Raw genomic sequence first — 13,816 nt, 5'->3', positions numbered from 1 at the left:
CGGTGCGCCGTACGTCATGGGCACCAGACGCTCTGCGAACTCGTGCGGCGTCACTTCCACTTGAAGAGCGTCGTGCCGGTGTCGACCACACCCTCTTCGAGGACGGCCGCAAGTGAGTCCGAAGCGGCCTCGAGAGCGATCACCGGGGAGATGGGCGACTTCCCCGCCTGCTCGATGACGGACGGGTCCCATCGCACCAGCGGCTGACCGCGCTCGACCGTGTCGCCCTTGGCTGCCAGGAGTTCGAAGCCCTCTCCATTCAGCTGAACGGTGTCGATCCCGAGATGAGTGAGCAGACCGTGACCGTCCGCGTCGACGACGACGAACGCGTGCGGGTGGAGCGAGACGATGATCCCGTCGACGGGGGAGACGGCCTCGATGGGCTGCCGCACCGGGTCCACCGCGGTACCGGGACCGACCATCGCTGCGGAGAAAACGGGGTCGGGCACCGCCGAGAGTCCGACGGCGACTCCGGCCAGCGGGGACGTAACGGTGGTCATGGTGCCTCCCGATGAGGGAACGGAACGTCCGCCGTCCCCGAGCTGACCTGGACGGCGCCTCGTTGAGCAGCGTAAGTCATGGAAACCGCCCGCTCAGCGCGAGCGAGAGGGCGTGGCGTGTGCCTTCCCTCCCGCACCTGGCTCCTTGCCGCGAAAGCAGTTTGCCTCCGCCTCTACTGCCCGGTACTGTTCGGGGGCGGCCGAGAGCCCGACTGCTCGGCGGACAGCCCCAATTCGATTGCAGGGCAAGGACTTTGATAGTGTCGGGTTTACCGAGAGGGAAGCGCCCGGAGCGGCCTGTGAGGGTCGTGATGGAAGCGTCCGTTCTTTGAGAACTCAACAGCGTGCCAAAAGTCAACGCCAGATATGTTGATACCCTCGTGTCTTCACGTTTTGTGGAGGCGTGGGATTTCTTTGATTGACAGCGAGGATGCTGTGCACGCCGGGATTATTCCTCCTGGTTGTGCCGCTCTTTCGTGGTGTCTAGTGCATTCACGGAGAGTTTGATCCTGGCTCAGGACGAACGCTGGCGGCGTGCTTAACACATGCAAGTCGAACGATGAAGCCCTTTCGGGGGTGGATTAGTGGCGAACGGGTGAGTAACACGTGGGCAATCTGCCCTGCACTTCGGGACAAGCCCTGGAAACGGGGTCTAATACCGGATACGACTCGGGGAGGCATCTCTACCGGGTGGAAAGCTTCGGCGGTGCAGGATGAGCCCGCGGCCTATCAGCTTGTTGGTGGGGTGATGGCCTACCAAGGCGACGACGGGTAGCCGGCCTGAGAGGGCGACCGGCCACACTGGGACTGAGACACGGCCCAGACTCCTACGGGAGGCAGCAGTGGGGAATATTGCACAATGGGCGGAAGCCTGATGCAGCGACGCCGCGTGAGGGATGACGGCCTTCGGGTTGTAAACCTCTTTCAGCAGGGAAGAAGCTTTTGTGACGGTACCTGCAGAAGAAGCACCGGCTAACTACGTGCCAGCAGCCGCGGTAATACGTAGGGTGCGAGCGTTGTCCGGAATTATTGGGCGTAAAGAGCTCGTAGGCGGCCTGTCACGTCGGATGTGAAAGCCCGGGGCTTAACCCTGGGTCTGCATTCGATACGGGCAGGCTAGAGTTCGGTAGGGGAGATCGGAATTCCTGGTGTAGCGGTGAAATGCGCAGATATCAGGAGGAACACCGGTGGCGAAGGCGGATCTCTGGGCCGATACTGACGCTGAGGAGCGAAAGCATGGGGAGCGAACAGGATTAGATACCCTGGTAGTCCATGCCGTAAACGTTGGGCACTAGGTGTGGGCGACATTCCACGTTGTCCGTGCCGCAGCTAACGCATTAAGTGCCCCGCCTGGGGAGTACGGCCGCAAGGCTAAAACTCAAAGGAATTGACGGGGGCCCGCACAAGCGGCGGAGCATGTGGCTTAATTCGACGCAACGCGAAGAACCTTACCAAGGCTTGACATACACCAGAAAGCTGTGGAGACACAGCCTCCCTTGTGGCTGGTGTACAGGTGGTGCATGGCTGTCGTCAGCTCGTGTCGTGAGATGTTGGGTTAAGTCCCGCAACGAGCGCAACCCTTGTCTCGTGTTGCCAGCAGGCCCTTGTGGTGCTGGGGACTCACGGGAGACTGCCGGGGTCAACTCGGAGGAAGGTGGGGACGACGTCAAGTCATCATGCCCCTTATGTCTTGGGCTGCACACGTGCTACAATGGCCGGTACAATGAGTTGCGATGCCGTGAGGTGGAGCGAATCTCAAAAAGCCGGTCTCAGTTCGGATTGGGGTCTGCAACTCGACCCCATGAAGTCGGAGTCGCTAGTAATCGCAGATCAGCATTGCTGCGGTGAATACGTTCCCGGGCCTTGTACACACCGCCCGTCACGTCACGAAAGTCGGTAACACCCGAAGCCGGTGGCCCAACCCCCTTGCGGGGAGGGAGCCGTCGAAGGTGGGACTGGCGATTGGGACGAAGTCGTAACAAGGTAGCCGTACCGGAAGGTGCGGCTGGATCACCTCCTTTCTAAGGAGCATCTTCAGTTGTCACTCTCCACCGTTGGTGGTGCGGGAGGGCGGCTGCAGAGGCCAGTACACCGGCGGATGTCCGGTGCTGGTTGCTCATGGGTGGAACGTTGACTATTCAGCCTGCTGTTGTGGGTCTGCTTTCTAGTACTGCCTTGTCTCTCCTCCTTTTTGGAGGTGGGGGCGAGGTGTGGAACGGGCAGGCGAGCAGTGGGGGTTGGGCGCGCTGTTGGGTGTCTGAGAGTGCGGGCGGCTGCTGCTGTTGTGGTGGTGGTTGTGTGTCTCTTGGTTGCCGGCCCTGGTGAACTCTGTCCCGTTGGTGGGGTGGGGGTGGTGGGTGGCTGGTTGTTGTTTGAGAACTGCACAGTGGACGCGAGCATCTGTGGCCAAGTTTTTAAGGGCGCACGGTGGATGCCTTGGCACCAGGAACCGATGAAGGACGTGGGAGGCCGCGATAGGCCCCGGGGAGTTGTCAACCGAGCTGTGATCCGGGGGTGTCCGAATGGGGAAACCCGGCAGTCGTCATGGGCTGTCACCCGCATCTGAATGTATAGGGTGTGTGGAGGGAACGCGGGGAAGTGAAACATCTCAGTACCCGCAGGAAGAGAAAACAACCGTGATTCCGGGAGTAGTGGCGAGCGAAACTGGATGAGGCTAAACCGTATGTGTGTGAGACCCGGCAGGGGTTGCATGTACGGGGTTGTGGGATGGGACTTCAGTCGTCTGCCGGCGGCTGGGTGAGTTAGAAACCATTGCGGTAGGCGAAGGGCATGCGAAAGGCCCGGCGTAGAGGGTAAGACCCCCGTAGCTGAAATTGTGATGGCTCACTTGTCTTTTTCCCGAGTAGCATGGGGCCCGAGAAATCCTGTGTGAATCTGGCGGGACCACCCGTCAAGCCTAAATATTCCCTGGTGACCGATAGCGGATAGTACCGTGAGGGAATGGTGAAAAGTACCGCGGGAGCGGAGTGAAAGAGTACCTGAAACCGTGTGCCTACAAGCCGTGGGAGCGTCGCACGTCAAGCTTGCTTGGCGTGTCGTGACTGCGTGCCTTTTGAAGAATGAGCCTGCGAGTTTGCGGCATGTTGCGAGGTTAACCCGTGTGGGGGAGCCGTAGCGAAAGCGAGTCCGAAGAGGGCGTTTGAGTAGCGTGTTCAAGACCCGAAGCGGAGTGATCTAGCCATGGGCAGGGTGAAGCGGAGGTAAGACTTCGTGGAGGCCCGAACCCACCAGGGTTGAAAACCTGGGGGATGACCTGTGGTTAGGGGTGAAAGGCCAATCAAACTCCGTGATAGCTGGTTCTCCCCGAAATGCATTTAGGTGCAGCGTCGTGTGTTTCTTGCCGGAGGTAGAGCACTGGATAGGCGATGGGCCCTACCGGGTTACTGACCTTAGCCAAACTCCGAATGCCGGTAAGTGAGAGCGCGGCAGTGAGACTGTGGGGGATAAGCTCCATGGTCGAGAGGGAAACAGCCCAGAGCATCGACTAAGGCCCCTAAGCGTGTGCTAAGTGGGAAAGGATGTGGAGTCGCAGAGACAACCAGGAGGTTGGCTTAGAAGCAGCCATCCTTGAAAGAGTGCGTAATAGCTCACTGGTCAAGTGATTCCGCGCCGACAATGTAGCGGGGCTCAAGCACACCGCCGACGTCGTGTCACTCACATATGTGCCTTAACGGGTGTGTGGGTGGGTAGGGGAGCGTCGTGTGCCGGGTGAAGCAGCCGTGGAAACGAGTTGTGGACGGTATGCGAGTGAGAATGCAGGCATGAGTAGCGATACATACGTGAGAAACGTGTGCGCCGATTGACTAAGGGTTCCTGGGTCAAGCTGATCTGCCCAGGGTAAGTCGGGTCCTAAGGCGAGGCCGACAGGCGTAGTCGATGGATAACCGGTTGATATTCCGGTACCCGTGGCAGTGCGCCAGCGCTGAATCAGGTGATGCTAAGCCCGTGAAGCCCCCCGTGTGTGTCCTTCGGGATGCCGTGGGTGTGGTGGAGCCGGCGGTCCGATCCTGTAGTAGGTGAGTGATGGGGTGACGCAGGAAGGTAGTCCAGCCCGGGCGGTGGTTGTCCCGGGGTAAGGGTGTAGGGCGTCGTGCAGGTAAATCCGCACGGCATGTGCCTGAGACCTGATGCCGAGCCGATTGTGGTGAAGTGGATGATCCTATGCTGTCGAGAAAAGCCTCTAGCGAGTGCTGTTGCGGCCCGTACCCTAAACCGACTCAGGTGGTCTGGTAGAGAATACCGAGGCGTTCGGGTGAACTATGGTTAAGGAACTCGGCAAAATGCCCCCGTAACTTCGGGAGAAGGGGGGCCACGGCTGGTGATCCCACGTGCTGGGGGAGCTGGTGGTGGCCGCAGAGACCAGCGAGAAGCGACTGTTTACTAAAAACACAGGTCCGTGCGAAGCCGTAAGGCGATGTATACGGACTGACGCCTGCCCGGTGCTGGAACGTTAAGGGGACCGGTTAGTCACATTTCGGTGTGGCGAAGCTGAGAACTTAAGCGCCAGTAAACGGCGGTGGTAACTATAACCATCCTAAGGTAGCGAAATTCCTTGTCGGGTAAGTTCCGACCTGCACGAATGGCGTAACGACTTCTTGACTGTCTCAACCATAGGCCCGGTGAAATTGCACTACGAGTAAAGATGCTCGTTTCGCGCAGCAGGACGGAAAGACCCCGGGACCTTTACTACAGCTTGATATTGGTGTTCGGTTCGGTTTGTGTAGGATAGGTGGGAGACTGTGATACTCGCACGCCAGTGTGGGTGGAGTCGTTGTTGAAATACCACTCTGATCGTGCTGGATGTCTAACCTGGGTCCGTGATCCGGATCAGGGACAGTGTCTGGTGGGTAGTTTAACTGGGGCGGTTGCCTCCTAAAATGTAACGGAGGCGCCCAAAGGTTCCCTCAGCCTGGTTGGTCATCAGGTGGTGAGTGTAAGTGCACAAGGGAGCTTGACTGTGAGACTGACGGGTCGAGCAGGGACGAAAGTCGGGACTAGTGATCCGGCGGTGGCTTGTGGAAGCGCCGTCGCTCAACGGATAAAAGGTACCCCGGGGATAACAGGCTGATCTTCCCCAAGAGTCCATATCGACGGGATGGTTTGGCACCTCGATGTCGGCTCGTCGCATCCTGGGGCTGGAGTCGGTCCCAAGGGTTGGGCTGTTCGCCCATTAAAGCGGTACGCGAGCTGGGTTTAGAACGTCGTGAGACAGTTCGGTCCCTATCCGCTGCGCGCGTAGGAGTCTTGAGAAGGGCTGTCCCTAGTACGAGAGGACCGGGACGGACGGACCTCTGGTGTGCCAGTTGTCCTGCCAAGGGCATGGCTGGTTGGCTACGTTCGGGAGGGATAACCGCTGAAAGCATCTAAGCGGGAAGCCTGCTTCGAGATGAGGACTCCCACCCCCTGTGTGGGGTTAAGGCTCCCGGGAGATGACCGGGTTGATAGGCCGGATATGGAAGACCCGTGAGGGTTGGAGTTGACCGGTACTAATAAGCCGAGGGCTTGACCACAGATTCTTTTTGCTCGCGTCCACTGTGCGGTATCTGAAACAACAACCATAGTTGTTTGAGAATCCTGAATTGAACAGTGTGTACTGGTACACAGGTTTCCCCCGCTGTGGTGGGGGGTGTGTTTCGGTGGTCATAGCGTGAGGGAAACGCCCGGTTACTTTCCGAACCCGGAAGCTAAGCCTTACTGCGCCGATGGTACTGCATGCGGGAGCGTGTGGGAGAGTAGGACACCGCCGAACTCTTTGTAGGAGAAGCCCCGTTGGAGGGTGGCACAGCCACCACACCAACGGGGCTTCTCTGCGTTGAACGGGGGCGCTGTACCCGGGGCGCCGGCCTGCCGGTAGTGTCTGGGTGCATCGTCGGCGCGCGCGTTCAGGGGAGGCCCGGTGGAGGTCCAGGACAGGAAGTCCGAGGAGGGCCGGGTCTTCACCATCCCGAACATCCTCAGCATGGCTCGCCTTCTAGGCGTGCCGGTCTTCCTGTGGCTGATCCTGTGGCCGGTTTTCGGCGGGCCGAACTGTGACGGCTGGGCGCTGCTGGTCCTCGCGCTGAGCGGCATCAGCGACTACCTCGACGGGAAGCTCGCCCGCCGCTGGAACCAGGTGAGCGACCTGGGCAGGATCCTGGACCCCGCAGCGGACAGGCTGTACATCCTCTCCACCCTGCTGGGGCTCACGTGGCGAGGCATCCTGCCCCTCTGGCTCACCGCGACACTCCTGGCGCGTGAACTGCTGCTGCTGGTGATGGTGTGGCTCCTTGACCGGAACGGGTACGCGCCTCCCCAGGTGAACTTCCTTGGGAAAGCTGCCACGTTCAACTTGATGTACGCCTTTCCCCTGTTGCTTCTCAGCGACGGAAGCGGTTGGATCGCATCACTGGCGGCGATTTTCGGATGGGCCTTCGCCGGGTGGGGAACGGCGCTCTACTGGTGGGCCGGGATCCTGTACGTGGTGCAAGTGCGTCGTCTGCTCAGCGCCGGCGCAGCGGCTGCTTGAGGTTTTTCCCAGGTTGCGGCGGCTGGATTGTGCCGGGCGAATGTGTGGGCCTTCCCCGATCGGGGAAGTCGGTATGACCGTCGTCTTACCGAGGAGGACGCTTCCGATATGAAGGCCGTCGTTATGGCCGGCGGTGAAGGCACCCGCCTTCGCCCCATGACCGCGAGCATGCCCAAGCCGCTGCTGCCCGTGGCCAATCGCCCCATCATGGAGCACGTACTGCGGTTGCTGAAGCGCCACGGACTCACCGAGACCGTAGTGACCGTGCAATTTCTCGCCTCTCTCGTCAGGAATTACTTCGGGGACGGCGAGGAGCTCGGCATGGAGCTGAGTTACGCCAACGAGGAGAAGCCCCTCGGTACCGCGGGCAGCGTGAAGAATGCGGAAGAGGCCCTCAAGGACGACTCGTTCCTCGTCATCTCCGGCGACGCGCTCACCGACTTCGACCTGACCGAACTCATCGACTACCACAAGCGGCAAGGGGGGCTCGTCACCGTCTGCCTCACGCGTGTGCACAACCCCCTCGAGTTCGGCATCACCATCGTGAACGACGACGGACAGGTGGAGCGCTTCCTGGAGAAGCCCACGTGGGGACAGGTCTTCTCGGACACCGTCAACACAGGCATTTACGTGATGGAGCCCGAGGTCTTCGACTACGTGGAGCCGGATGTGCCGGTCGACTGGTCCGGCGACGTCTTCCCGCAGCTGATGAAGGAAGGCAAGCCGATCTACGGCTTCGTCGCCGAGGGGTACTGGGAGGACGTGGGAACGCACGAGAGCTACGTCAAGGCCCAGGCCGACGTGCTTGAGGGCAAGGTCGAGGTCGACATCGACGGCTTCGAGATCTCCCCCGGTGTGTGGGTGGCCGAGGGAGCAGAAGTACACCCTGACGCGGTTCTTCGAGGTCCCCTCTACATCGGGGACTACGCGAAGGTCGAGGCGGGGGCGGAACTCCGCGAGCACTCGGTCGTCGGCTCCAACGTCGTCGTCAAGAGCGGCGCCTTCCTGCACCGCGCCGTCGTCGACCAGAACGTCTACATCGGGCCGCAGGCCAACCTGCGGGGCTGCGTGGTCGGCAAGAACACCGACATCATGCGAGCGGCCCGCATCGAGGACGGCGCCGTGATCGGGGACGAGTGCCTCATCGGCGAGGAGTCCATCGTCCAGGGCAATGTGCGGGTCTACCCGTTCAAGACGGTGGAGGCGGGCGCGTTCGTCAACACGTCCGTCATCTGGGAGTCGCGAGGACAGGCTCATCTCTTCGGGGCCCGTGGTGTGTCGGGCATCGTGAACGTCGAGATCACTCCGGAACTCGCCGTACGGCTGGCCGGTGCCTACGCGACCACGTTGAAGAAGGGCTCCACCGTCACCACCGCCCGGGACCACTCGCGCGGTGCGCGCGCGCTGAAGCGGGCCATGATCTCCGCGCTGCAGACCAGCGCGATCGACGTGCGGGATCTGGAGAACGTGCCGCTGCCCGTAGCCCGTCAGCAGACGGCACGCGGCAGCGCCGGCGGCATCATGATCCGTACGACTCCTGGCGTGCCCGACAACGTCGACATCATGTTCTTCGACGAGCGCGGAGCCGACCTCTCCCAGGCGGCCCAGCGCAAACTCGACAGAGTCTTCGCGCGGCAGGAGTACAGGCGGGCGTTCCCCGGCGAGATCGGCGATCTGCGCTTCCCGTCGAGCGTGTACGACTCCTACACGGGCGCGATGCTGCGGTCCGTCGACACCACGGGCGTGGAGGAGTCCGGACTCAAGGTGGTCGTGGACGCCTCCAACGGCAGTGCGGGCCTGGTCCTGCCGAGCCTGCTCGGGCGCCTCGGCGTGGACTCGCTGACCATCAACCCCGGCCTGGACGAGTCACGCCCCACGGAGACCGCCGACGAGCGCCGCTCGGGCCTCGTCCGGCTCGGGGAGATCGTCGCATCCGCCCGCGCCGCATTCGGAATCCGCTTCGACCCGGTCGGCGACCGTCTCTCCCTCGTCGACGAGCAGGGCCGGATCATCGAGGACGACAGGGCCCTGCTGGTGATGCTCGACCTGATCGCGGCCGAGAGGCGCACCGGCAAGGTGGCACTGCCGGTGACCACGACCCGCATCGCCGAACAGGTCGCTGCCTATCACGGCACGCAGGTGGAGTGGACGACGACGTCACCCGACGACCTGACCCGCGTCGGCCGCGACGACACGACGGTCTTCGGAGGCGACGGGCGGGGTGGCTACATCATCCCGGAGTTCAGTTCCGTCTTCGACGGCTCCGCCGCCTTCGTACGCCTCATCGGTCTCGTCGCGCGCGCTCAGCTCACGCTCAGCCAGATCGACGCACGGATCCCGCGGGCGCACGTACTCAAGCGTGATCTCGCCACTCCGTGGGCCGTGAAGGGACTGGTCATGCGAACCGTCGTCGAGGCGGCGGGCGACCGGTCCGTGGACACCACCGACGGCATCCGCATCGTGGAGCCCGACGGCCGGTGGGTGATGGTGCTGCCGGACCCGGCGGAGGCCGTGACCCACCTGTGGGCCGAAGGCCCCGATGACGCCTCCGCACAGGCATTGCTGGACGAATGGTCCGCGGTGGTCGACAGCGCCGGCCGCTGAGCCTGAAAGAGATGGGTCCGTTCGGCGGCAGTGACCTTGCCGTGCGACGATGTGCGTCATGTCGCAGCAGCCGCCTGAACGGAGTACCGCATCGCGGCCCGCGCGGCCCGATGCCTCCATGTCGCTGCTGAACAACGCGATGCACAACAGCCTCGACGACGGGTATGCCCAAGCCGCTGCCCGCCGTGGGGTGGAGGGCCGGTCCGGCATGCCGGCGACCGTGAGGGCAAAGATCGGTCTCGCTGCCGGGCTGGTCCTCGTCGCGCTGGTCGTCACCGTCGGCGCGGCGCAGGCGCGGGTGTCCGCACCCGAGCTCGCCAAGGAGCGGCAGGAGCTGATCTCCCGCATCGACGACGGCGACCGCCGCGCCGACTCCCTTCAGAAGAGCGTCGACCGGCTGCGCAAGGACGTCGAGGCCCGGCAGCGCCGAGCGCTGGAGAAGCACGGCGGCAACGAGGCGGAGGCGGCCGGGCTGCTTTCGGGCGCGCTCCCCGTGCACGGACCAGGCATCAGGCTGGTCGTCGACGACGCCAAGGACACCGAGGACAGCGACGGCGGAGGTCCCCGGCAGGGCAGCGGGTTCTCCGACAACGGGCGGGTGCGCGACCGGGATCTGCAGCGTGTGGTCAACGGGCTCTGGGAATCGGGAGCGGAGGCCGTGTCCGTCAACGGCCAGCGCCTGACGTCGCTTTCCGCCATCAGGGCCGCGGGCGACGCGATCCTCGTGGACAACAAGCCGCTCGTGCCGCCCTACACCCTGCTCGCAATCGGGCCGGGGAAGCAGCTCAACACGACGTTCCAGGACAGTGCCGACGGGCAGTACTTGCGGGTGCTGCAGGAGAACTACGGTGTGCGCACCAGCATCAGCACCCAGGACGAGGTGCGGCTTCCGGCCGCGCCGAGCCTGATCGTCCGAACGGCAAAGCCGGTGCAGACAGGAGAGGGCAGCAGATAGTGATCGCCGTACTGGGCCTCATCGTCGGGGTCGTGGCCGGACTCGTGGTCCGGCCGGTCGTCCCGACGATCGTCGAGCCCTATCTCCCGATCGCCGTTGTTGCGGCGCTGGACGCGGTCTTCGGTGGGCTGAGGGCCATGCTCGACGGGATCTTCGACGACAAGGTGTTCGTCGTGTCGTTCCTGTCGAACGTCGTGGTCGCGGCGCTGATCGTGTTCCTCGGCGACAAGCTCGGCGTCGGGGCCCAACTCTCCACCGGCGTCGTGGTGGTGCTCGGAATCCGCATCTTCTCCAACGCGGCCGCGATCCGCCGGCACGTCTTCAGGGCGTGAAGCGGATGAGTGACGAAGAAGGAAACAGGCACCCGGGCGAACTGCCTCCCGAGAAACGGGCGGACGACCGCGGAAGGAACAACGGTCCGGCACGGTCCGAGCGGCCGGAAGGCAGCGGTGCGCCGGACGATGTGCAGGGTTCCAGCCGCACCGGCCCGGAGCAGCCCGCCGGCGGTGCCGGTGTCGAAGCCCGCCGGCCGTACGCACGGGATGCCGCCGAGCCGCTTGCGAGGCAGGGCAGTTCGCAGGACGACGCGCGCACCGCGAAGGGCACCCCGGAAAGCTCCGGCGACAAGGACGCAGGGCCGGCACGCGAGAAGCGGGAGGCGTCCTCCGGGGCCGCCGGACAGGAGCCGGGCGCCGGGTCGGGCAGCGGGCGTACGGGCAGGCAGCGGCTGGCCCAGGCGGTCTGGCCGCCGCGCGTGACGCGGGCCCAACTCATCGTCGCGCTGCTGCTGTTCGTGCTCGGCCTCGGGCTGGCGATCCAGGTCCGTTCCACGAGTGAGAACAGTTCGCTGCGCGGGGCCCGCCAGGAGGACCTGGTGCGCATCCTCGACGAACTGGACGACCGCAGCAAGCGGCTCGAGGGTGAGAAGCAGAGCCTCGAGCGCCAGCGAACCGAGTTGGAGAACAGCTCGGACCAGGCCGAGGAGGCACGGAAGCAGACGCGTCAGAAGGCGCGTCAACTCGGCGTGCTCGCAGGTACGGTGGGCGCCCAGGGCCCCGGCATCGAGCTGACCGTGACCGACCCCGGAGGGTCCGTCGAGGCGGACATGCTGCTGGACGCCGTGCAGGAGCTCCGTGCCGCGGGGGCCGAGGCGATCGAGGTCAACAACGTACGGGTGGTTGCGAATACGTACTTCTCGGACAGTTCGGGAGGCGTGAGCGTGGACGGTCACAAGATCAGCCCGCCGTACCGCTTTCAGGTGATCGGCAAGCCCAAGGACCTGGAACCCGCGCTGAACATCCCCGGCGGCGTCGTACAGACGCTGCGCAAAGAGCAGGCGGACGCCTCCGTCAAGCCCTCCGAGAAGATCGTCGTGAACGCCTTGCGCTCTGCGAAGCGGCCTGATTACGCTCGGTCATCCGGGTAGTGAGGTCGCGGCGGAGTCTTGCGGGGGGTCGGCGGACCCGGTGACCATCGCGTGAGGGAAACTGTCCGAAGGCCAGGGACGTTGTCTGGGCGTCGTATCGGCGGAGTGAGAGCATCGAGGGTCTGTCCTGCCCCACGGGCGGGTCTGTTTCGTGCGAGGGGAATCGCCCGTGAGTTTTTTTGCAAGGCTGTTCGGCAAGGGCCGCCAGGAGCACGAAGCCGGTGCCGCGCGGCGTCGGACCACCCGGCACCACGATCCCGGGGCGGTTCCTGACGGTGAGGCCGCCGAACGTCCCTTGTTCCGCGACGAGGTCGCTCCTCCCGGCGGTGGCCATGCGGGTGGTCAGGGCGGGGATTCGGTTGACCCCGCAGCGTCGGGCCGCATAGGTTCCGGTGCACCATCAACCTCGAGTACAGGTGGAGGATCTGCCGTGCCGGTGTGTAGCAGGTGCGGGACCCAGGTCGCCGAGGCGAGCCGGTTCTGTTCCAACTGCGGGGCACCGCTCCGGGGCGGTGCTCCCGTGGCCGAGGGTTCCTCGGAGACGACCTCGACGATCTCGATCTCCGGCTTGGAGGCGTACGAGGCGGAGGTCACCGGTCAGCAGCAGACCCCGCCGCTGTCTCCCGAGGCGCAGGCTGCGGTCGACGCGCTTCCGCTGGGTTCCGCCCTCATGGTGGTCCGCCGAGGCCCCAACTCCGGCAGCCGCTTCCTGCTCGACGGCGAGCTGACCACCGCGGGCCGCCACCCTGAGAGCGACATCTTTTTGGATGACGTGACCGTCTCGCGGAGGCACGTGGAGTTCCGGCGCGGCCCGGACGGTGTCTTCACCGTCTCCGATGTCGGAAGTCTCAACGGCACGTACGTGAACCGGGAACGCATCGAAGCCGGCGTGCCGCTGGCGAACGGTGACGAGGTGCAGATCGGCAAGTTCCGCCTGGTCTTCTTCGCGAGCAAGCGCACGGTCTGACCCGCCGGGGAGGCCATGGAACACACACCGCCCGGCGGCAGCGGCGACGGTGCCGCGGCGAGGGCGGACGGTCCGCTGGGCATCGGAGGCGTGCTGCATGCGCTCCGGGGCGAGTTCCCCGGGGTCACGGTCTCGAAGATCCGCTTCCTGGAGACGGAGGGCCTGGTGAAGCCGGGCCGCTCGCCGTCAGGTCACCGCCGGTTCGGCAGCGCGGACGTGGAACGGTTGCGGGACGTCCTGCGGATGCAGCGCGATCACTATCTGCCTCTGAAAGTGATCAAGGAGCGTCTGAGACCCGTCGCAACGGGTGAGGGCTCATTGCCGTCTGTGCAGCCATCCCAGCGGAGCAGCCCTCATGCAGGGGCTGGCGCGGTGGCCGCTCCCGGGGCCGGAGTCAGCCGCCGGCGACTGCTGGCCATCACCGGCGCCAAGGAGGCCGACCTCGCGGAGTGGGAGGCGCAGGGCCTTCTCTCCCCGCACCCGGACGGCTCCTACGACGCCGGCGCCGTTTCCGTCGCCCGCATCGTCTCGGACCTCGGCGGCCACGGGATCCCGCCGCGGCAGTTGCGCGCCGTGAAGGCCGCCGCCGAACAGCAGGCAGAGATGCTCGCGAGCGCTGTTGCGCCGCCGGAACTCCGGCATGGCCCCCGTGGCGGCGGAGGCCCCGGACCGTCGCCCGCCAGGCTGGCGGCCCTGTCCGTGCGGCTTTACGAGGTCTTTGTGCAGACGGCGATGGAGGTAAGCCCTGCTGAGGGCCCCGGCTGCGGCAGCTGCCCGGGTGAGTAGGTTCACAGCACAGCTGAAGGCGGGTCCCGACTACCCAAACAGGCGGGGCACC

8 protein-coding genes, 3 rRNA genes and 1 pseudogene are annotated in these 13,816 nt (G+C 64.3%); 11 read left to right on the top strand and 1 reads right to left on the bottom strand.

What is annotated here, in order from left to right; all coding sequences use genetic code 11:
* Nucleotides 1-50 precede the first annotated feature (50 nt).
* A complete protein-coding gene (locus EV375_RS01165; RefSeq protein WP_130297766.1) occupies nt 51-500 on the bottom strand; it encodes a PTS glucose transporter subunit IIA in 450 nt (149 codons plus the stop codon).
* Between the two features lie 491 nt (nt 501-991).
* Between EV375_RS01165 and EV375_RS01160 the strand changes: the two genes are divergently transcribed.
* The 11 genes and pseudogenes from EV375_RS01160 (at nt 992) to ftsR (ending at nt 13,764) form a co-directional block, all read left to right on the top strand.
* Nucleotides 992-2,521 (top strand): 16S ribosomal RNA (locus tag EV375_RS01160).
* 383 nt (nt 2,522-2,904) lie between these two features.
* A 23S ribosomal RNA gene (locus EV375_RS01155) occupies nt 2,905-6,031 on the top strand.
* Nucleotides 6,032-6,153: 122 nt separating this feature from the next.
* Nucleotides 6,154-6,270 (top strand): 5S ribosomal RNA (gene rrf / locus EV375_RS01150).
* The 16S, 23S and 5S rRNA genes sit together here, the layout of an rRNA operon.
* A 147-nt stretch (nt 6,271-6,417) precedes the next feature.
* Entirely contained in the window at nt 6,418-7,026 is a 609-nt protein-coding gene (clsA, locus tag EV375_RS01145; RefSeq protein WP_130297765.1) for a cardiolipin synthase ClsA, read from the top strand.
* Between the two features lie 108 nt (nt 7,027-7,134).
* Nucleotides 7,135-9,630, top strand: coding sequence for a mannose-1-phosphate guanyltransferase (locus tag EV375_RS01140; RefSeq protein ID WP_130297764.1), 2,496 nt, complete (start codon nt 7,135-7,137; stop codon nt 9,628-9,630).
* 58 nt (nt 9,631-9,688) lie between these two features.
* A complete protein-coding gene (locus EV375_RS01135; RefSeq protein ID WP_165434663.1) occupies nt 9,689-10,585 on the top strand; it encodes a DUF881 domain-containing protein in 897 nt (298 codons plus the stop codon).
* Nucleotides 10,585-10,917 (top strand): small basic family protein, encoded by a 333-nt coding sequence (locus EV375_RS01130; protein ID WP_028437366.1) that lies wholly within the window; start codon nt 10,585-10,587, stop codon nt 10,915-10,917. Before EV375_RS01135 ends, EV375_RS01130 begins: the two co-directional genes overlap by 1 nt.
* A 5-nt stretch (nt 10,918-10,922) precedes the next feature.
* Nucleotides 10,923-12,011 carry a DUF881 domain-containing protein gene (locus EV375_RS29505; protein WP_486588217.1) on the top strand — a complete coding sequence of 363 codons (1,089 nt, stop codon included), beginning with the start codon at nt 10,923-10,925 and terminating at the stop codon, nt 12,009-12,011.
* 151 nt (nt 12,012-12,162) lie between these two features.
* Nucleotides 12,163-12,510: pseudogene (locus tag EV375_RS29500) on the top strand (zinc ribbon domain-containing protein); the annotation flags it as partial.
* A 21-nt stretch (nt 12,511-12,531) separates the two neighbouring features.
* The gene (locus EV375_RS29495; protein WP_486588681.1) at nt 12,532-12,978 is read left to right on the top strand and encodes an FHA domain-containing protein; all 447 of its coding nucleotides are present in this window, start codon (nt 12,532-12,534) and stop codon (nt 12,976-12,978) included.
* A gap of 15 nt (nt 12,979-12,993) precedes the next feature.
* Nucleotides 12,994-13,764, top strand: a complete 771-nt coding sequence (ftsR, locus tag EV375_RS01115) for a transcriptional regulator FtsR (RefSeq protein WP_130297761.1) — start codon at nt 12,994-12,996, stop codon at nt 13,762-13,764.
* Nucleotides 13,765-13,816: the final 52 nt, after the last annotated feature.

This window comes from Streptomyces sp. CNZ301, from assembly GCF_004217425.1.
The sequence above is the reverse complement of the archived record's forward strand: the minus strand, read 5'-3'. Positions and strand labels throughout refer to the sequence as shown.

Coding starts and splice junctions, on each gene's coding strand:
- EV375_RS01135 (WP_165434663.1), top strand. CDS start 9,689: ATGTCGCAGCAGCCGCCTGAACGGAGTACCGCATCGCGGCCCGCGCGG.
- ftsR (WP_130297761.1), top strand. CDS start 12,994: ATGGAACACACACCGCCCGGCGGCAGCGGCGACGGTGCCGCGGCGAGG.
- EV375_RS01165 (WP_130297766.1), bottom strand. CDS start 500: ATGACCACCGTTACGTCCCCGCTGGCCGGAGTCGCCGTCGGACTCTCG.
- EV375_RS29505 (WP_486588217.1), top strand. CDS start 10,923: ATGAGTGACGAAGAAGGAAACAGGCACCCGGGCGAACTGCCTCCCGAG.
- EV375_RS01140 (WP_130297764.1), top strand. CDS start 7,135: ATGAAGGCCGTCGTTATGGCCGGCGGTGAAGGCACCCGCCTTCGCCCC.